Below are 18,208 nucleotides of genomic sequence, written 5' to 3'. Positions count from 1 at the left end.
GTTCGCCACTGATTCCCGCCCGAAAGCGGTTCACCGTTCGACTTGCATGTGTTAAGCACGCCGCCAGCGTTCGTCCTGAGCCAGGATCAAACTCTCCATCGATGAATATCACCAGCCGACCGGAATAAGGTCGGCATGAGGTGTCAGAAGAGTCACCTGGCAAGTAGACCGACATCCCGACGGGGGTCGGGAGCGTCTACCAACCATGTGTTAAATGACGCTCGGACCATCGCTCAGTGAAGAGCGCAGGACCGAGGTCGCATGGCATCGAATTTAATCGGCACACTGTTGAGTTCTCAAGTAACAGACGCCCGAACCACTCGTCTCAGAACCTTCGTTCCGATCGGCTGCGACCCGGCGTTGTCAGGTCTTGCTTTGTTTTTCTCTTGTCTTGCTTCGCTTTAGATCTTAGCAGATCCGCCGCGACTCTTGCAATTCCTTGCAATTTCACTTCCGGCTGGTTTCTCTCGCCTTCCGCATTCTCGATCTTAGCAGATCGTTTCCGCGTCTTGCGCTTCCACCTGGCCTTCGGCTCCGCTTCGGAACTCGCGTTCCGCTGCGGTGCTCCAGAACTGTATCGGTACTTGTTTCCCGCTCCAAATCGGCCGTTCGCCGGCCGTTTGGAACAGATATCCAATGTCCCGACACCGAGAGACCACGACGCGGCCGACGCCAGCGGACCGGAAAAAAGGCCGACAGGCGACGACTGGACGTTCGAATTGGGCTCTCGCTGAAGATCACCCCGGGTGATCGCCCGCTCGCGCGGCGCGTCCCGAAGGGGCAACGTCGTGAAAACTTAGTCTGCGCCGGAGCCGGTGTCAAGCTCCCTGATCCCGGGCGGGGCAGTGTCCATCTAGGAGCCGTACCTATCTAGGGGCAGTGCCTACCGAGGAGCCCTGTCGATCGAAGAGCAGCCGGTTGATCTGAGGGCTGCCGGTTCGGTTCAGTCCTCGTAGTGCGGCGGCCGGTCCGCCAGCAACTCCATCAGCCGGGCGGTGTCGCCGGCGGCGGAGGTCGAGGCGGGGTCTCGATCGCCGAGGTCGTCCATGGTCTGCTCGGGCAGCACTTCGCCGAACAGCTCATCCCAGTCCACGACGCGCTCGTCCGCGTCCCAGCCCGAGTTCTCGCTCATGCCGACCAGTGTAGGGCAGAGCCGGCGACTACGGGCTGCCGTCCGGACACTTGACAGTCCGGATGGCCACCTGTCAGTCTCAGCTTACAGGTGATAGCGGAACGAGGAGGCGGCCCTGAACACCGAGGAACTGCTCGCGAAGCTGGGCGCCGTGGGCCACGCCCAGCGGCTGCGCATCGTCGCAGAGTTGTACCGCTCGGCCCAGGAGGGGAACCGGCTTCATGTCAGCGAACTCGCCCGGCGGCTGGGGCTGTCGCGCCCACTGCTCTACATGCACTTGGAGCGGCTTGAGACGGCCGGTCTGGTCGAGGGCCAGCTGGAGCTGTCCGAGGACGGCAAGGCCATGAAGTACTTCGAGCTCAAGCCGTTCGCGCTGAAGCTCGACGCGGAAATGATCGCCGAGACAGTGGCCCGGGACGCGGAGCCCGCGCCGGATGCGAACACGAAGGGTGGAAAGGGATGACTACGGGAGTCGTGCTCGCCAGCGGCGGCGGCGGTTCGAACGGTGGAATCATCGCGATTGTGATCATCGGGATCATCTTCACGGCCATCGCCGTGAGCATCGTGTCGTTCTTCCAGTTGCAGAAGCACCGCGCCGACGCTGTCGCGTTCGCCGCGTACCGCAAGCTCGCGGAGGAGGCGGTGCAGAAGCAGGACCAGCTCCTCACCGAGCTTCAGACGCTGGGCATGAAGGTCGACGAGATCGAGCGGATGCTCAGGAGCGTCGAGTGAACACCGAGGAGATGGCCTCTCTATACGGGACTCCTATATGGCGGCGGCTACGGATGCACCGCAATCCGGTCCGCATGTTGTTCTCAGGCGGGGTCTGGGCGTCGGCCTGGTACCTGTTCAGCTCGATCGTCGTCGGGCTCGCGCTGTTCTGCATCGTCACGAGCATCACCATCACGTCCACGGCGCTGGTGATCATCTGGGCCGGTCTGCCACTGCTCATCGGTACCGGCTACTTCATCCGCGGCTGCGTCGTCTTGGAACGTGGCCGGGCCCGTGCGGTGGTTCCAGAGGGACTTCCCGCACTGCCGCCGGTCGAGACGGCAGAAGGCTTCTTCCCGACGCTTAAGGCAATCTGGCGGGACCGGATCACCAAGCGCGGTCTGGCGCACTTCACACTGCTGGCCCTCCCCCTGTTCCTCCTGGACATGGTGGTCTGGGTGGTCTGGGTGGCGTTCCTGGCCGGCGTCACCGTCCCGATCTGGTACCGCTACATCCCCAGGGGCTTCAACGGCCAGCACTGGCACGGCCTGGAATACGGCTACTTCCCGAACGGCCCCCACGGCAAGGACTCCATCGGGTTCTGGATCGGCAGCGACCTGTCCGCGACTGTTGCAGCAGTCGCCGCCCTGGTCCTGTTGCTCGCCTGGAACTACGTCCTCGTGGCCACCGCGCGCCTCCACACGGACGCCGTACGCAATGTGGTCGCCCCGCGTGACCCGCTGGCCTCCGCGCGCCGAGTCCTGGAGACCCCCGGACCGCTGAACACCGCGACGCATACCTGAGGACCACCGCTATAGCGGTTCCCACATACCGCGGGTACTAGCGCACCACTCGCAATACAAAGCGGGCCGGGCAGATGTTGCAGCATCCGCCCGGCCAGGCAAGACCCCACACCACCAAGTCACGTCAGCTCTCACACATCGATGGCTCAGCCATGGAGGGGATCTCTCATGTCCACGCTAACAGCACGCCCGCCTGTGGTGGAACGGGTAGCGGGCTGGAGTGCCCGCCACCGGAAGACCACGGTCATCGGCTGGCTGGTCCTGATCATCGCCGCGGTGGTGATCGGCGGAATGGCCTCCGGCACGAAGAAGACCGCTTATGACCCCGGTGAGGCCGGCCGGGCGGAGCGCGCTCTCGACGTCTCCGGGATCTCCCAGGAGACGGAGAGCGTGCTCGTGCAGAGCAAGTCGGGAGCGTCCTTCGCGACCGACCCGGACTTCCGCAGCGGTGTCTCGGACGTCGCCGCCGCGCTCCGTGCGATTCCCGGCTCCGCGGCTCAGGTCCGGTCTCCTTTGGACAATGCCACAGAGACCAAGGCACTGCTCTCCAAGGATGGACGCTCGGCGCTGGTCACCTTCGTGGTCGCCGGGAACAAGGACGACGCCGACAAGACCGTCGCCAAGCCGCTGGCGACCGTCGCGCAGATCCAGGCGGCGCATCCCGGGCTCCGGGTGGAGGAGGCCGGCTCGGCGTCGGTCGACAAGACGGTCAACGACATCATCTCCACCGGCCTGCAGCGCGCCGAGGTCAGCTCGGTGCCGGTCACCCTGGTCCTGCTGCTCCTCGTGTTCGGCGCGCTGGTCGCCGCCTCGATCCCGCTGCTCTTGGCGCTGACCGCGGTGGTCGCGGGGATCTCGCTGATGTCCATCCCGGGCCACTGGGTGCCGATCAGCGACAGCACGTCCTCGGTGGTGCTGCTCATCGGGATGGCCGTCGGGGTCGACTACTCGCTGTTCTACATCCGCCGCGAACGTGAGGAGCGCGCGCTGGGCAAGTCGCCCCGCGAGGCACTGCGGATCGCGGCGAGCACCTCGGGCCGGTCCATCGTCGTCTCCGGCCTGACGGTGATGGCCTGCCTCGGCGGTCTGTTCTTCACCCAGATGGACGCGTTCTCCGGCTGGTCCGTCGGCACCATCCTGGTGGTCGGTATGGCGATGCTGGGCTCGGTCACGGTGGTCCCGGCGATGTTGTCCTGGCTCGGCGACAAGCTCGACAAGGGGCGGGTGCCGTTCGTGGGCAAGCGCCGCACCGTGGCGAAGGAGTCGCGGTTCTGGAACTTCCTGGTCCGCAACGTGGTGAAGCGCCCGCTGCTGTGGGGCACTCCCGCGTTCCTCGCCCTGCTCGCCCTGGCGGTAACCGGCATGGGGCTGAAGGCCAAGGATTCGGGGGGTGTCGCCCTCACCTATGGCAAGCCGATCAGCCAGACGCTGGAGCGCATGCAGACAGCGTTCCCGGGCGGACCCGCTCCGGCGCAGCTGATGGTGCACGGTGACCCGCGGGTGCTGAAGGGTCCTGAGTTCACCGGCGCGGTCGCGGCGATGGAGCGGATGCTCCCCAACGGCGCCCAGGTGACCACCGAGACGAGTGCCGACGGCAGCTATGAGGCGATCTCGGTCCCGCTGGCCGGCGACGGCGCGGACAGCGCCTCGGCGGCGGCGCTCAAGAACCTGCGCTCCCAGGTGCTGCCGGCCACCCTCGGCCACGTCTCCGGCATCGAGTACAACGTCGGCGGCCAGGCGGCCGGCCAGGCCGACTTCGGCGGCCAACTCAGCAGCCGGACCCCGATCGTCATCGGCTTCGTCCTCCTGCTCGCCTTCGTGCTGATGGTGGCGGCGTTCCGCTCCCTGGCGATCCCGCTGACCGCGATCGCGGTGAACCTGCTGTCGGTCGGCGCCTCCTACGGCGTGGTGAAGTGGATCTTCCAGGACGGGCATCTGGAGAAACAGCTCGGCTTCCAGTCCTACGGCGCGGTGATCTCCTGGCTCCCGCTCTTCATGTTCGTGATCCTGTTCGGGCTGTCCATGGACTACCACGTGTTCATCCTCAGCCGGGTCCGGGAGCTGCGACTGCGCGGCGCGTCGACGAAGCAGGCCGTGGTCCGGGGCGTCAGCTCCTCCTCGGGCGTGGTGAGCAGCGCGGCGCTGATCATGGTGGCGGTGTTCTCGCTGTTCGCCTTCATGCCCTTCGCGCCGATGAAGATGGTCGGCATCGGCATGGCGGTCGCGGTGGCGATCGACGCCACGCTGGTGCGCGGCCTGCTGGTACCGGCGATCATGAGCCTGCTGGGCGACCGGAACTGGGAGCTGCCGCGTGCGCTCCAGTGGATGCCGGGCCTGGCGATGGAGAAGCCGGCGGTACCGGAGCCGGCAGCCGCGCCGGCGTACGGCCGCCACAAGGTGCCGATCGCATAGCGAAGTCCCTGGAACGAACGCGATAGATGGACAAGCACTAATGAGAAGCCGCGGCGCCGGAACCCACAGGGGTGGTTCCGGCGCCGCGGCGCGTCCGCGCGGACTACGCCGCCAACAGCCGGGCCACCTCGTCCAGCCGCTCGGGGTCGAGGATCACCTGGATCGACACCACCTTGCCGGCCACGACGTCGAAGGACATCAGCGAGATCGGCCGGCCGTCCTTGACCACGAACGCGCCCGGCGTACCGTTGATGAGGACTCGCCGGACGTACGGCGCCATGGTCCGCGCCAGCTGCGCCTGCGAGGCCACGGTCCGGGCCCCGGACAGCACCACGGACTGGCCGGCCCGCAGCACGCCGCCGTCGGCGCGCAGCACCACATCCGGGTGCAGGACCGCGACCAGCGCCTCGAAATCGCCGTTCTTGGCGGCTGCGAAGAACGCGTCGACGGCCGTGCGTTGCACCGCGAGGTCCGGATCCGGGCCCGGCGCCCGGCCCTCGACCCGCCGCCGGGCCCGGCTGGCGAGCTGACGGACCGCGGCCGGCGACTTCTCCAGGTCCTCCGCGATGTCCTCGAACGGCACCGCGAACATGTCGTGCAGCACGAAGGCGAAGCGCTCCGCGGGGGCGAGCGTCTCCAGGACGATCATCATCGCCAGCCCGACCGAGTCCGCGGTCAGGGCGGCCGTCTCCGGATTGGTGTCGTCCTCGGCACACACCACGGGATCCGGGATGTGGACCTCCAGAGAGTCCTCACGGCGCTGCTGCCGCGACCGCAGCATGGTCAGGCACACCCGGCCGACGATCGTGGTCAGCCACGCCTCGAAGTTGCGCACCTCGTCGGTCTCGGCGCGGCTGGCCCGCAGCCACGCCTCCTGCAGGGCGTCGTCGGACTCGCTGAGGGACCCCAGCATCCGGTAGGCCACCGCTCGCAACCTGGGCCGATACTCCTGGAACCGCTCGGCGAGAAGATTCTCGTCGGCCATCTGTCACACACCCCTCGGTAGCAGTGTCTACCCCAGTGAAACCCGACGCACGGGTGATCCGCGCTATGGGGGTCCGGAGGTGATCGCCGTGGGCGACCTGAGGGAGCGCTGGTCGGCCCCGGTTCCTGGGAGGACTACCTGGCCGCGCACGTCGGCTGATGACCGGGCGCTCCCCTAAGAACGAAGTGAAGGATTATGCGGTGTTGACGGTGGTGTTGGCAGGATGGGTACCGCTCTTAGAAAGGGGTCTCGTTGTCCGCCGCCCGACTCCGCGTCCTGCTGCCTCGGCTGACGCGCGATCCCGCGTTCTGGTACGTGGTCGCGCTGACGGTCGCCGCTGTGGTCGAGGACACGATCAACCCGGATCAGCTGCGGCGGCTGATGGACTGGTGCTCGACGAACCTGGCGAACATCCGGCCGAGCGGGCACCCGGTGGCGGCGTTCGTGGCGTCGGCCTTCATACCGCAGGAGTCCGCGGGGGTGTGGCCGTTCTTCGCGCTGTCGCTGTTCAGCGTGGTCGCGGTGTTGGGCGCGCGCAAGACCGTGCTGGTGTCGGCCGGGGTGCACGTCGGCGTGAGCGTGCTCACCGAGGGCCTGGTCTGGTGGCGGATCCACCACGGCACACTGCCTTGGTCCGACGAGCGGATGTGGGACACCGGTCCCTCGTACCTGGTGGTGACGGCGCTCACGATCGCGATCGCCACCGCGCGGCCGTTATGGCTGCGACTGGTGTGGGCCCTGTGTCTGGCCGGGGCCGCGCCGAGCTTGCTGGAGGGTATCGGCCATGGTGACTACACGGCGATCGGGCATGTGCTGTCGTTCTCTGTAGGGCTCGTTGTAGTGCTGCGGATGCGACGTGCCAGCAGCCCGGTAGGGATAGCCGGGGATCCGGTCACCGTGCCAGCCACTCCGCAATAGGGCTTACGTGCACACCCCACTATGGGAGGGGGTGGAATAGACGATCGGCGTCTACCAGCGGAGTCGTCCGGCGACGAGGCTGAATATATGACCACGATGGTTCTGTCCGCCCCGGAATACCACCGCCAAAGCGGCACCATTGATGTCGCCGATCTCTACGCCCGGTACCGGCTGCCGCTGACCCGCCTCGCCGTGCTGCTGCTCGGCGACGTCGCGAGTGCCGAGGACGCCGTGCAGGAGGTGTTCGTCAAACTCTGGTCCCGCCCCGACCTGTTGCAGAGCGTCGCCGCCCCGTCCTCCTACCTCCGTACCGCCGTGGTGAACCGCGCCCGTTCGGTACAGCGGCGGCGCAAGCTCGAACGCGAGTACGCCGTCATGGACACCGTGGACGTGGAGCCCGCCGAGATCACGGCGCTGCTGCCGCTGGAACACCGCGAAGTCATGGAGGCCGTGAAGGCGCTCCCCACCCGGCAGCGGGAAGTTCTGCTGCTGCGCTTCTGGGCCGACCTCACGGAGGCGGAGATCGCGCGCACACTGGGCATCACCCGCGGGACGGTGAAGTCCACCGCGAGCCGTGGGATGCGCGCGGTCACCGCACGGCTGAGGGCCGGCAACGCATAGCGTCACCGGCCCATGGCGTTCTCGCGTCGCTATAGCGTTCGCACGCGCCTTGGACCCCTTATAGCGCGTTCACCCCTATAGCGTTCGCGCACAAACAGCCTTCGCGCACAAATAAGCGGCCGGTCGCAGAGCTCTGGAAGCGACCGGCCGCTTGTTCGCGAGGAGAGGCGAAGGATCAGGCCTCGGCGCCCTCAGGCGACTCGCTGCGGGCCTTGGCCAGGTGCGCGGAGGGGACGACCAGCACCGGGCGCTGCGCGTGCCGCAGGACCTTCGCCGAGACGCTGCCGACGAGCAGCGAGTGCAGCCCGGTCAGGCCCCGGGAGCCGGTCACGATCAGGTCGGAGTCGGACTCCTCGGCCACCCGCTCGATGGTCTGCCAGACCGACTGCGCGCCCTCGGACTCCCAGCGGGCGGTCGCCTTCAGGCCGGCCTCGTTCGCGAGCTTCGCACCGTCCTCGGCGACCTGCTGGGCGCCCTTCTCGACGGCGTCCTCTTCCTCCTCGGTCACGGTGGCCCCGACGAACGCCTCGGCGACGCCGAGCTGGGCCATCAGCGGCTCCCAGATCGTCAGCACGACGGCCTCCCGGCCGGAGAACGTCTTGGCCGCGTAGTCCAGGGCGGTCTTGGCGTCCGCGGAACCGTCGTACGCGATGAGAAGGGTGCCGGCCATGGTGGTTCTCCTTCGTTGAGACCTCGTCGTCACGTCAAGCGTTCATAACACTGACTCGCTTTAGATCATTCCACTGCCCACGGCCGGAATGACGCGCCGGGTGCCCCCGAGTGACCCATCCCACGCCGTGACCCACCGCATCCTCATCGCTACTCAACGCGTTGATGTCGATGGGATCACCGGATCCCCCGATACGGGAGGACAGGATGAGGATTCGCTATAGAGGGACGGTAACCGTGACCCTCGCCGCACTCGCGAGCGCGGTGACCACAGGCGTCGCGTTCGCCCCGGCCGCCACGGCGGACGCCGGAAACGCGGGAGCCCCGGCCGGCCGGGTCTGCATGTTCGACGCCCCGAAGGGCGCACTGACCGCCGGGCACGTCGGCTGGGCGTTCCGCTGGTCCGACGGCAGCTGGGACTACGGGGCCACGATGGAGGACCACAACTGGCAGAAGCGCGGGCCGGAACAGCAGATGCTGCACGACTTCGCGACGTCGACCGACTCCGGGGGCTACCTAAGCTACCGCTGCACGAACACGGCGGCCGACGACCAGGACGCCGCGGAGTCGGCGGTGACGGCCGGCTTCGCGCGGACCTACAACCTGTTCGAGGACAACTGTCTGACCCGGTCGATCCAGATCTTCAAGGCCTATGACGGCTCCGGCGGACTCAACGGTCTCAGCGACGGGAAGCTCCTCTTCCCTAACGCCTACTTCAACTACGACCTGACAGGCTGGGACAACGCGGTTCCGCTATAGCGTTTTCGCCCCCGGTCCCGAACGGCCGGGGGCTCTATCAGTAGATCGCTGTCTACGGATCAGTCCCATAGATCAGCCTCAGGGATCAGCCGGCCTCGAACCCGTGCACCGTGGTCCCATAGCCGACGAAGACGAAGGCGTTGTTGGCGACGACCACCCAGGCGTCGGCCTTGCTGGCGGCATGATCCTGGAACTGCCAAAGGGTCCTGCCGGTCTTGGCGTCCAAGGCGATCAAGGCGCCGGTGTTGTGATCGGCGATGTAGAGGTTCCCGCCGCCCAAGGCCAGTTGGCACTCGAGCGCCGGGTTGGGGTAGTCGTTCTTCGGCCAGGCCGACTGCCATAGGGGCGCGCCGTCGGAGACCTTGTAGGCGCCGATCACATTGCTTTCCTCAAGCGATCCGCCGGTCGCCGCCGCGTAGACGGCGTCATCGTCGGCGACGACCGCGTGGAAGTTGCCGCCCTGCCCGTTGGAGACACCGACCGGCCATACCGGTTTCCCGCTCTTGTCGAAGGCGTAGAGACGATTGGTTCCCCAATAGATGGTCGCACCGTGGCTAGTGATGCCGGTGGCAATCGCCGTGTAGGAGGACTGGGAACCGTCCTTGACGGTCCAGGCCGGATTGCCGGAGTTCGCGTAATAGGCCGTCAGTTGGTTGTCCTTCGGCTGCGACAGAAGGATGAGGCCGGTGTCGGCGCTGTAATAGGGCGAGCCGTCGATGGCCCCGACCGGCGTCTGCCAGCTCGCCAGGTGCATCGAGGAGTCGACTCCCCACAGGCCGTTGCTGTCGGTCTGTTTGACGTCGATGAAGGACCATCCGAGAACCATCTCCGTGGAGGCGCCGATCAGGCCCCGGGTGGTCCAGGAGGCGGGTACAGGCGAGCTCCAGGACTGGACGCCTTTCTCCACCTCGACCGCGGCCACGCCGCCGTTGGAGGCGGTCTCGTACGCGGTGTCCCCGACGACCGGGAGGATGCCGTCAGTGCTCTGGCCGAAGGAGCCGTCGGGCGCCGTCCAGCGTTCGTTGCCGGTGTCCCCTTCATAAGCCGTCAGGGTGGTGCCCTGGACCAGGAGTGTGTTCCCGGACAGAGCGAGGAAGTCGGCATAGATGCTGGTGTGGGACCACAGCGGACCCTTCAGCGGGCCGCCGAGGTTGCCGCTGGACGCCGTGGTGGGGATGCCGGGCTGGTCGCCGCTGTCGTCGCTTTCGGCCCCGGTCGTCTTGGTGTCGCCGTGCGGCATGTCGGCCACGCCCCACCCGAACGCGGCTACCACGGCCCCGGCCACGCCGAGGTAGAGGAACTTGCGGCGGGTCGGTATGGGCTGCGGCTCTGGTTGCGCGCGCTTCGCGGCCTTACCGAGTCTCTCGGTGGTCGTCGAGGCCTTGGCGCTAGTCGCGCGGTTCGTGTTCTTGGCGCGGTTCGTGTTCTTGGCGCGGTTGCTGTTCTTGGCGTTCTTCCCGCCCTTGCCGGGCTCAGCCCGCATGACGGTCGTCGGGGTGTTGGCGATCTCAGTGTTCTGGGCACCGGCGGAGGAGGCCCGGAGCAGGCTGTCCAGCTCCGGCGACCTGGTGCGCTCTTTAGTGCGTACTTTGGTGCGCTGCTTGGTGCTGTCCTTTTTTACTACGGCTTCTACTACGGCGTCCTCTATAGCGTTCCCGCCGAGGAGCTGTAGCAGGGAATCCGTAGTAGGACGCGCGCCGGGGAGGATGTCCAGGCAGCGGGCGACGACATCGCGCAGCCCTTCGGGCACGGCCGCGATGTCCCGGTCACCGGACGCCTGCCGGAGCAGTACTCCCGGCGTGGGACCGTCGCCGAACGGTCCGTGTCCGGTCACTGCGAAGGTCAGCACAGCACCCAACGCATAGATGTCCGCCGCAGCAGTCGCCTCACCCCCGGACGCCTGCTCGGGAGCCATGAACCCGGCGCTGCCGAACACGTACCCGGTCTCGGTGAGGCCCGCGCCGTCCTCCACCCGGATGATGCCGAAGTCGATCAGCCGCGGCCCGTCCTCGGCCAGCAACACGTTGCCCGGCTTCAGGTCCCGGTGCACGAGCCCGGCCCGGTGGATGTCCCGCAGCGCCTCAGCCAGCCCCGCACCCAAGGCCCGGGACTCCCGCACGCTCAACGGCCCCTGCTCAGCGACCCGGTCAAGCAACGACGGGCCGTCGATATAGGCGGTGGCCAACCACGGCCGCTCGGCGTCGGGATCGGCGTCCAGCACAGCCGCCGTATACGCGCCGCTCACAGACCGCGCGGCAGCAACCTCCCGCCCGAACCGCGCCCGAAACCGCGGATCATCGGCCAGCAGATCCCGCACCACCTTCACAGCCGCCAACCGCCCGCTCGGCGACCGCCCGAGGAACACGTCCCCCATGCCCCCGCCCCCGATCCGGCCGATCAGTTCGTAGTCGCCGATACTGGCCGGGTCGGTGGAACGCAGAGGACGCGTCATGCGATGAGCATACTTATTGGCTGAGCGCTGGCGAGGACTGCGGGCTGCGAGCCGGCGTCGCGGATCCGGGTGCGGGATCCGGTCGGCGACGGATTTCGACGCACAGCAAAACGCCAGGTCCGGAAGACTGCGGATCCGGGCCCGGCGTGAAGTGCCCCCGGTTGGATTCGAACCAACGGCCCCCGCTTAGGAGGCGAGATCCCAGCTTGCCCTGTAGTTTCTACCTGCATCGCAGGTGCGGCATGGGGCTTCCCTGCCTCCAGACTCCGCCACCGACTTCCCACGTTCGTGAGCAAGGTGGTGGGGATCGAGGCCCCCGTCTCGGCCAAGCACCCGGCAGCGCGGCCGTGGACAGACTGGACCGAGCGGCGCCCGCACCTGGCCCGCGCGCTTGTGCGCGGCCTCAGCTGCCGGTGCAGGCGTTGGTCAGCGCGGCGGCGTCGGCCTCGATCGCGCTCGTGTCCGGCTGCGGGCCGGAGGCCACCGAGTTCCCCAAAGCGATGTAGTCGTCGCCGACCTTCTTGATCGCCGCGGCGGTGGCCGGGTTGGTGGACTTGGCCGAGTCAGTGTCGATCTTGGACCCGATGGCCTTGATGGCGTTCATTGCGTCCGAGGGGTTACTCGTGGCGCCGACCAGGGCCTGAGAACCATTGTCGACGTCCGACATCGCGGCCTGGCAGCCCGGGTCGGTGCCGCCGAGCCCGCCGCCGGTGGTGCTGCCGGTGGTGCTGCCGGTGGTCGAGTTGTCGGATGCCGAGCTGCTGCCGGTCGACGGCCTGCCGGTTGTGGAGGTGCCGCCGGTGGGGCCGGCCGCCGAGGTGTGCGAACTGTACATGTACGCGCCGCCTACGATGCCGGCCAGTACGACGGCGGCAACGGAACCAGCGATCAGCGGGCCCTTGTTCTCGTTCCGCCTACCAGCGCCGGGCCGACGAAGACCATCGCCTGGGGTGAATGCCTGCGAATTCGGGGTCGCGCTCCCGCTGGCGATTGGTGCCGATCCAGCGGTGATCAGGCTGTTGTTCAACGGTATCGGGCTGAGGTTGACCGACGCCCCATTAAGCATGCCTATGGCCTGTTCTGCCGTAGGCCGATTACGCGGATCTTTCTCAGTCAGCGCATGGACTAGCGGTATCAGGCGTCCTCCACGCCGCATCTGAGGTAGCGGACTGGTGAGGATTCCGGCGCCGTTCCCCGTCTCAGAATCGCCGCCAAAGGGCTTATATCCCTCCAACGATTCGAACAAGGTCACACCAAGGCTGAACAGGTCAGAAGCAGTGTTACCGGGCTTTCCCAGCTGACGTTCTGGCGCCATATATGGCATGGAGCCTATGATGCAACCGGTCTGCGTCAGGCTGACGTCGCGGTTGTTCTTAGAGATCCCGAAATCTGTCAGCAGCGCCCTGCCGTCGCTCTCGTCGATCATGATGTTGTGGGGCTTGATATCGCGATGGACGATGCCGGCGTTGTGCACGTGGCGAATTGCCGACAGCATCTGTCCGGCCATCGAGGCCACAGCCTCTATCGGAGGCGGTCCGGATTTCAACAGCTCGCCCAGCGACCGGCCACGCACGAACTGCATGACCGTCCAGGGCGATCCACCCTCGACGACGACATCGTAGATGGTGACGATGTTGGGATGGTCGGAAAGAGCTGCTGCGTTGCGGCCTTCTTGAACAGCTCGTTCTAGGAACTCCGCATGATCGACGGCTGCGATCGAGTCCAGCGACAGCTCTTTGATCGCGACTGTCCGATCCAGTTGGCTGTCACGACCCTCCCAAACCTTGCCCATGCCACCCACCGCGATCTCCCGGACGAGGAGATACCGCCCGTTTCCGATCTGCTGTACAGGCTGGCTTCCGCCCATCTCTTTGTGTACAACCACGTCTACAGGGTACTGATTACATCGATCAACAGGTAGGGCGGCTTCGGCCCGTGACGGACTCACCGTGACGTGACCGCCTGGATGTTCACACCTCTTACAGAGGGCACCCGTTGATCTCGCGGCGGTTCCAGCCCGTGGCGCCCGATGCTGGGCCTGCCGTTTCAGGCGCGGGGCGAGCTGGAGCCGCGGCGCGGGAAGATGAACAAGTTCGCCGATCGCGGCCGGCCGCGCAAACTCGGCGACGGCCGGTTCACGATCGCGTTCTGAGCATCCTTTACCGCCACGGGATCAGCCACGGCCCTTGAAACCATCGTTGATCTGCCCAGGAACGGTGGATGCCGGCCAGCGGACGACGACATCCGAGGCGTGGGTCGGTGCGCCGGGCCTCGCAGCGGCGCCGCGCACAGCCCCGATTCTGCGGACACTGATACGCCCCCAAACTGGTTCTTCGCGAATGAGGGTGTATCCGAGCGCTCACTCGGCCCGGTATGCGGGGCGAAACCGTCATCGGCAGGTCGTTCCGCGCGGGAGGTCAGCCCTGCGTCACCATCGCTTCGACGTGTTCGATCCGCCCGGACTCGATCTCGTCCGCCGGAGCGTAGAAGTAGATCGGATCCCAGTCCATGAGGTTCAATCGCATTGCGTGGTTGGAGTCGATGCGCAGCAGGAGCCGCCAGCGCGCAGCTTCGGAGGCGATCGCGTCCGCGGTGTCGAATATCCAGTCGAACTCTTCGCCGTGCCTGCGCGGATCGGCCCGTTGAGCGGGCGTCACAGAGGCCAGGTACTCCTCCCGGGAGTGGAAATGGTCGCACCACTGCGCGTTCGGGTGGCCGTGGCGGTGGAAGTACAGAACGCGGCGGAAATCGTCGTCGGAGTGCGGGTTCCCGAACCCGCCAAGCTGCCCGATCGAGCCCCCGGTTCGTTCCTCGAAGAGTTCGACGAGAGTGTAGAGGTCGTCGGCGTTGTCGGTGCAGGCACGAACAGCGGCGATGAAATCCTTCTGGGTGAGGGGCAGTGAGATGATCTGGTCGAACCGCACGCCCACTGCCGTCAGGTAGCCGGTGTCGGGATCCGCGTAGTCGTCGTCGACTTCCGACGCTTCCACCGGTTCGAGCGGGCTGCCCGCAGGAGTGAGCACCGCGTCGACCACGACCGGTTCTGCGGCGCTCTCGAGGTGAGTGGTGAACAGGCCGAGCAGCCCGCTTCGGCCGAACCCCGCCTCGCTCGGTAGGGAGGCGAGGTCGAGCTGGCCGAAGAAATTGCCCCGCGCGCCGTCGGGATCGGTCGGCCACTCGACGCTGGGCGGGAGGTCGGGCGAGCCGCCGAGTCGCGTAGCCCCCGTTGGCGGCACCGGGATCGGGATGATCGCCCACGCCGGCTGCGCGAACCTCAGACAGACGTCGGCGAGGTGCTCGAGGTCCGCCTCCGCGAGTGTCTCTCGCAGCTGTCGTTGCCAGTCTTCGGTGAGCGCCATTGGCCGAGTCTAAAACGGGCGAGCCGCAGCGTCGCCTACGACAAACAGGTCACTGCGGTTAGCGGAGCACCAGCTCGTGAGCAATACGGTGAGCATAAGATCCAAAGGGGAGCCCGACGACGAGCTCTCCTGCTGGTCAACGTGTGTGCCCCCGGTTGGATTCGAACCAACGGCCCCCCGCTTAGGAGGCGGGTGCTCTATCCCCTGAGCTACGAGGGCGTGTCGCGCAGACAGCTTACCCGGTGTGGCGGTGCCCGGGACGCGCGTTATCCGTGTGGTGCCGGGCGCGGTGGTCGTGGGAGGCTGGCCGGGACAGCTCTTTCGTCACATCGCACATCAGGAGGCCGGTATGGATGCCACCGCGGCGGGATCGCAGTCGGAGCCCGGCGAGCCGGGGGGTGGGCCGGAGGGTGCTTCGGACGCCGACGAGCAGAAGCGGCGTTTTTTGGAGGCGTTGGAGGCCAAGCGGGGTAATGCCGCGCGAGCGGCCGGGTCCGGGGGCTCGGATTCGAAGATTCACTCCGCGCATGGGCGGGCCGGTGCCAAGCGGCAGTTCCGGCGTAAGAGTGGCGGGTGATCCGCCGGCGCTGTAGGACGCGCGGTGTATGGCCCGCGTATAGAGGCGCCGGTAGAGGTACCGCTGGAGGTACCGCGCAAGCTGCTGAGGGACATGGCCGAGGGACTGCGGCCATGTCCTTCAGCCTTGTTGGGGCGGTAGGCCCGCTTCTTGTTCCGCGGCGGCGCTGCGGCGGAAGTTCAAGACCAGCTCCTTGCTGCCCGTCAGGCGGCCCAGGACGTGCGCCAGTTCGCCGCCGAGGCTGACGCCGGCGCCGATGGCCAGGCCGAGGGAGATCGCGGTCTCCAGGGAGGCGATGCCGCGGTGGCTGTCGCCGCTGGTGATCTGGAGCATGGCGAAGTAGACCGCGGAGCCTGGGAGCAGGGGTCCTACCGCGGGGATCACGTAGGGCAGCGCGGATGTGCGTTTGCGCAGGGCCACCATTGAGCCGACCAGGCCGACGGCCATCGCGGCCAGTCCGGTGGCGATCACCGGGGACAGGCCCCACTGCGCCGGGTAGGTGGCCGCGGCCCAGGTGAACGCCGCGCCGACGGCGGCGAAGGGCAGTATGCGGCGCGGTGTGTGCACCGCCACCGCGAACGACACTCCCAGTCCGGCCGCCACCAACGCGATCTGCGGTTCGACGCGGACCGGGGCCAGGCGCTCGTCCACGATGAAGCCCGCGCCGATCTGGCGGCCCACCTTGAGGACCAGCGTGATCCCGCTGACCAGGGCGGCGACCAGGAACACCACTTCCAGCAGGCGGGCGGAGGCGGTGATGTAGAAGCCTGTCAGGCCGTCTTGGATGGCCGCTACCAGGGCGCGGCCCGGCAGCACCGTGAACACGCCGCCGACAACGACTGCCGTGCTGTTGATGTGCACGCCGAGCCGGTCCAGGGCGATCGCCGCGATCGCGCCGGGGACCGCGGCCACCGCCAGCAGGTAGAAGGACGGCAGGCCGGTCTTCGCCAGCTGCCGGTACAGCCAGTCCCCGAGGATGGCGCAGACGAACGCCACCAGGCTGGCCAGGTAGCCACCGCCGACCAGCAGGGCCGCGGTGGCGGCGATGGCGCCGAGGCTGGCGACGATCACCCACGGCGGGTACGGGTACTTGTTCCGGCGGATCGCGGCCAGCCGGCCGTACGCCTCCTCCAGCGTCACGCCGCCGGCGCTGATGTCCACGGCCAGCCGGTGCAGGTCGGCCAGGCTCGTGTAGTCCACGGTCCGCCGCCGCACCACCCGCTCCAGCGAGAGCGGGGTGTCGGTGAGGCTCGGCTGGTAGGAGAGGGTGACCACGGTGAAGGTGACGTTGGTCTCGCAGCGCGACAGCCCGTACGCCTCGGTGATCCCGACCATCGCGACCTCGACGTCCTCGCTGCCCTCCCCGCTGGCCAGCAGCAGTTCGCCGATCCGCAGGCCCAGATCGATGACGCGCGCCGCCGAGGACGGCTCGACGGTCCGCACCTCCAGTCCCGGTACGCCGGGCGCGCCGGCTCGGATCCGGGTGCGGTGCTCGTGGGATTGCACGGACGAAAAGATATCGAACCGACCGGTATCCGGTTGATCACGCGTTGTGAGGCCCTGATTCGCCCCGGCACGTTGACCAGTGCGGTTTGGGAACAGCCGGACCCACAGTGAATGATTGTCTGATGATTCGCCCGCGTGTGTCCCGGTTCCCCGCCCGCAAGCAGGCCCTCGCCGCCGTCGCCGTCCTCGGCGCGGTCGGGGTGGCGGCCACCGCGTGCGCCAGTGGGAGTTCCGGCACGCGGTCGGCGTCCGCGTCCGCGACGACGTCGGGCACGAGACCGTCCCCGTCGCGGACGAGTACCGGCCCTGATAGTCCGAGCAGTCCGAACGGCCAGAACGGCCAGGGTTCCCCGAACGGCTCGGCCGGATCAACCGGATCCTCGGGGAACACCGGCACCGGCACCACCCCGCCGAATTCTTCCAACGGCTCCCCCGACTCCCCAGGCAGCCCGAATTCGCCGACCACCCCCGGCGCGCCGCCGTCGAACGTCACCACCCCGACCGCGCCCGGCTACCAGCCGCCGGCGGTCCCGCGCACTAACTCCCATGTCGACTGCTCCGTCGCCAAGTGCATAGCCCTCACCTTCGACGACGGCCCCGGCCCGGACACCGGCCGGCTGCTGGATCTGCTGAAGGCACAAAATGCCCCGGCCACCTTCTTCGTGCTCGGCAACCAGGCGGTCAAGTACCCGGACCTGGTTCACCGCGAGTACGCCGAGGGCAACGAGGTGGGCAACCACACCTGGGACCACAAGGACCTGTCCAAGCTGTCCGCCGCCGCGGTCCAGGACGAGATCAACCGCGCCGCCGACGCCATAGCGGCGGCCGGCATACCGCGTCCAACGCTGGTCCGGCCGCCCTACGGCGCGGTCAACGACACCGTCCGCGCGGTCGCCGGTTTCCCGTTCATCATGTGGCGCGTCGATCCCGAGGACTGGAAGTACCCGGACCCGGCGCGGGTCGCGGACCAGATCGTCAGCCACGCCAAGCCGGGCCGGATCGTCATCTCCCACGACATCCACAAGACCACGGTCGACGCGGTCCCGGCGGTGATCCAGCGGCTCAAGCAGCAGGGCTACACCTTCGTCACGGTCAGCACCCTGATGAAGGGCGTCGAGCTGCGGAACGGGCAGTCGTACTTCAACCGGCCGCCGGCGGCGACGACAGGCAACGGTCAGGGGCGTCCCCGCCGCCGTCTCATCGAGACGAGCACGAGAATCTCCTATCTGTAATTGTATGTAATGACCTTTACGCTGATATGCCATGCATGCCAGGCGCGCCTGGCATATCAGCATGCGTACGAA

Annotated in this window: 17 protein-coding genes, 1 tRNA gene and 1 rRNA gene; 10 read left to right on the top strand and 9 right to left on the bottom strand. The window is 67.4% G+C overall.

The annotated features are described in order from the left end of the window. Positions 1-102, bottom strand: a 16S ribosomal RNA gene (locus tag IZR01_RS38240); the annotation flags it as partial. 841 nt (positions 103-943) lie between these two features. Continuing rightward, positions 944-1,132, bottom strand: a complete 189-nt coding sequence (locus IZR01_RS38235; RefSeq protein WP_194893715.1) for a hypothetical protein — start codon at positions 1,130-1,132, stop codon at positions 944-946. Positions 1,133-1,283: 151 nt separating this feature from the next. Between IZR01_RS38235 and IZR01_RS38230 the strand changes: the two genes are divergently transcribed. From IZR01_RS38230 to IZR01_RS38215, 4 genes are all read left to right on the top strand, one after another. After that, positions 1,284-1,595 (top strand): ArsR/SmtB family transcription factor, encoded by a 312-nt coding sequence (locus IZR01_RS38230; RefSeq protein WP_323746274.1) that lies wholly within the window; start codon positions 1,284-1,286, stop codon positions 1,593-1,595. Next, on the top strand, positions 1,592-1,864 hold the full coding sequence (locus IZR01_RS38225) for a hypothetical protein (RefSeq protein ID WP_194893714.1): 273 nt from the start codon (positions 1,592-1,594) through the stop codon (positions 1,862-1,864). Before IZR01_RS38230 ends, IZR01_RS38225 begins: the two co-directional genes overlap by 4 nt. Beyond that, positions 1,861-2,646, top strand: coding sequence for a sensor domain-containing protein (locus IZR01_RS38220; protein WP_194926700.1), 786 nt, complete (start codon positions 1,861-1,863; stop codon positions 2,644-2,646). The genes IZR01_RS38225 and IZR01_RS38220 overlap by 4 nt, the downstream gene beginning before the upstream one ends. A 168-nt stretch (positions 2,647-2,814) precedes the next feature. Next, on the top strand, positions 2,815-5,058 hold the full coding sequence (locus IZR01_RS38215; RefSeq protein WP_194893712.1) for an MMPL family transporter: 2,244 nt from the start codon (positions 2,815-2,817) through the stop codon (positions 5,056-5,058). 103 nt (positions 5,059-5,161) lie between these two features. Here IZR01_RS38215 and IZR01_RS38210 read toward each other — a convergent pair whose 3' ends face one another. Next, the gene (locus tag IZR01_RS38210) at positions 5,162-6,043 is read right to left on the bottom strand and encodes a sigma-70 family RNA polymerase sigma factor (RefSeq protein WP_194926699.1); all 882 of its coding nucleotides are present in this window, start codon (positions 6,041-6,043) and stop codon (positions 5,162-5,164) included. 252 nt (positions 6,044-6,295) lie between these two features. Here IZR01_RS38210 and IZR01_RS38205 point away from each other — a divergent pair, with 252 nt between their 5' ends. Beyond that, positions 6,296-6,961, top strand: coding sequence for a rhomboid-like protein (locus tag IZR01_RS38205; protein WP_194893710.1), 666 nt, complete (start codon positions 6,296-6,298; stop codon positions 6,959-6,961). An 87-nt stretch (positions 6,962-7,048) separates the two neighbouring features. Continuing rightward, complete coding sequence (locus IZR01_RS38200; RefSeq protein WP_194893709.1) at positions 7,049-7,582, top strand: RNA polymerase sigma factor; 534 nt, start codon at positions 7,049-7,051, stop codon at positions 7,580-7,582. A gap of 175 nt (positions 7,583-7,757) precedes the next feature. Here the strand turns inward: IZR01_RS38200 and IZR01_RS38195 are convergent, their stop codons facing one another. Beyond that, on the bottom strand, positions 7,758-8,252 hold the full coding sequence (locus IZR01_RS38195; protein ID WP_194926698.1) for a universal stress protein: 495 nt from the start codon (positions 8,250-8,252) through the stop codon (positions 7,758-7,760). A gap of 236 nt (positions 8,253-8,488) precedes the next feature. Here IZR01_RS38195 and IZR01_RS38190 point away from each other — a divergent pair, with 236 nt between their 5' ends. Beyond that, positions 8,489-9,010 (top strand): hypothetical protein, encoded by a 522-nt coding sequence (locus IZR01_RS38190; protein ID WP_194893707.1) that lies wholly within the window; start codon positions 8,489-8,491, stop codon positions 9,008-9,010. Between the two features lie 85 nt (positions 9,011-9,095). Here the strand turns inward: IZR01_RS38190 and IZR01_RS38185 are convergent, their stop codons facing one another. Together IZR01_RS38185 and IZR01_RS38180 are read right to left on the bottom strand one after the other, a co-directional pair. Next, positions 9,096-11,462, bottom strand: coding sequence for a serine/threonine-protein kinase (locus IZR01_RS38185; protein ID WP_194926697.1), 2,367 nt, complete (start codon positions 11,460-11,462; stop codon positions 9,096-9,098). Positions 11,463-11,865: 403 nt separating this feature from the next. After that, complete coding sequence (locus IZR01_RS38180) at positions 11,866-13,347, bottom strand: serine/threonine-protein kinase (protein ID WP_194926696.1); 1,482 nt, start codon at positions 13,345-13,347, stop codon at positions 11,866-11,868. A gap of 144 nt (positions 13,348-13,491) precedes the next feature. Here IZR01_RS38180 and IZR01_RS52670 point away from each other — a divergent pair, with 144 nt between their 5' ends. Then, positions 13,492-13,614 (top strand): hypothetical protein, encoded by a 123-nt coding sequence (locus IZR01_RS52670; protein ID WP_267254955.1) that lies wholly within the window; start codon positions 13,492-13,494, stop codon positions 13,612-13,614. Between the two features lie 265 nt (positions 13,615-13,879). Here IZR01_RS52670 and IZR01_RS38175 read toward each other — a convergent pair whose 3' ends face one another. Both IZR01_RS38175 and IZR01_RS38170 read right to left on the bottom strand, forming a co-directional pair. Further along, a complete protein-coding gene (locus IZR01_RS38175) occupies positions 13,880-14,821 on the bottom strand; it encodes a DUF1963 domain-containing protein (RefSeq protein ID WP_194926695.1) in 942 nt (313 codons plus the stop codon). A 146-nt stretch (positions 14,822-14,967) separates the two neighbouring features. Beyond that, positions 14,968-15,040: transfer RNA gene (locus tag IZR01_RS38170), tRNA-Arg, on the bottom strand. 130 nt (positions 15,041-15,170) lie between these two features. Here IZR01_RS38170 and IZR01_RS54515 point away from each other — a divergent pair. Continuing rightward, entirely contained in the window at positions 15,171-15,398 is a 228-nt protein-coding gene (locus IZR01_RS54515; protein WP_194893703.1) for a DUF5302 domain-containing protein, read from the top strand. A 120-nt stretch (positions 15,399-15,518) separates the two neighbouring features. Here IZR01_RS54515 and IZR01_RS38160 read toward each other — a convergent pair whose 3' ends face one another. Continuing rightward, positions 15,519-16,904 carry a threonine/serine exporter family protein gene (locus tag IZR01_RS38160; protein WP_194893702.1) on the bottom strand — a complete coding sequence of 462 codons (1,386 nt, stop codon included), beginning with the start codon at positions 16,902-16,904 and terminating at the stop codon, positions 15,519-15,521. 122 nt (positions 16,905-17,026) lie between these two features. On the opposite strand from IZR01_RS38160, the gene IZR01_RS38155 reads away from it, so the two are divergent. Continuing rightward, complete coding sequence (locus IZR01_RS38155) at positions 17,027-18,136, top strand: polysaccharide deacetylase family protein (protein ID WP_194926694.1); 1,110 nt, start codon at positions 17,027-17,029, stop codon at positions 18,134-18,136. Positions 18,137-18,208 lie beyond the last annotated feature (72 nt).

The sequence above is a fragment of the Catenulispora pinisilvae genome, assembly GCF_015356865.1.
GTDB lineage: Bacteria > Actinomycetota > Actinomycetes > Streptomycetales > Catenulisporaceae > Catenulispora > Catenulispora pinisilvae.
The sequence above is the reverse complement of the archived record's forward strand: the minus strand, read 5'-3'. Positions and strand labels throughout refer to the sequence as shown.

What these genes read in the sequence shown, in the direction of transcription:
- IZR01_RS54515 (WP_194893703.1), top strand. Translation starts at nt 15,171, where the DNA reads ATGGATGCCACCGCGGCGGGATCGCAGTCGGAGCCCGGCGAGCCGGGG.
- IZR01_RS38200 (WP_194893709.1), top strand. Translation starts at nt 7,049, where the DNA reads ATGACCACGATGGTTCTGTCCGCCCCGGAATACCACCGCCAAAGCGGC.
- IZR01_RS52670 (WP_267254955.1), top strand. Translation starts at nt 13,492, where the DNA reads ATGCTGGGCCTGCCGTTTCAGGCGCGGGGCGAGCTGGAGCCGCGGCGC.
- IZR01_RS38235 (WP_194893715.1), bottom strand. Translation starts at nt 1,132, where the DNA reads ATGAGCGAGAACTCGGGCTGGGACGCGGACGAGCGCGTCGTGGACTGG.
- IZR01_RS38215 (WP_194893712.1), top strand. Translation starts at nt 2,815, where the DNA reads ATGTCCACGCTAACAGCACGCCCGCCTGTGGTGGAACGGGTAGCGGGC.
- IZR01_RS38175 (WP_194926695.1), bottom strand. Translation starts at nt 14,821, where the DNA reads ATGGCGCTCACCGAAGACTGGCAACGACAGCTGCGAGAGACACTCGCG.
- IZR01_RS38155 (WP_194926694.1), top strand. Translation starts at nt 17,027, where the DNA reads ATGATTCGCCCGCGTGTGTCCCGGTTCCCCGCCCGCAAGCAGGCCCTC.
- IZR01_RS38210 (WP_194926699.1), bottom strand. Translation starts at nt 6,043, where the DNA reads ATGGCCGACGAGAATCTTCTCGCCGAGCGGTTCCAGGAGTATCGGCCC.
- IZR01_RS38195 (WP_194926698.1), bottom strand. Translation starts at nt 8,252, where the DNA reads ATGGCCGGCACCCTTCTCATCGCGTACGACGGTTCCGCGGACGCCAAG.
- IZR01_RS38225 (WP_194893714.1), top strand. Translation starts at nt 1,592, where the DNA reads ATGACTACGGGAGTCGTGCTCGCCAGCGGCGGCGGCGGTTCGAACGGT.
- IZR01_RS38185 (WP_194926697.1), bottom strand. Translation starts at nt 11,462, where the DNA reads ATGACGCGTCCTCTGCGTTCCACCGACCCGGCCAGTATCGGCGACTAC.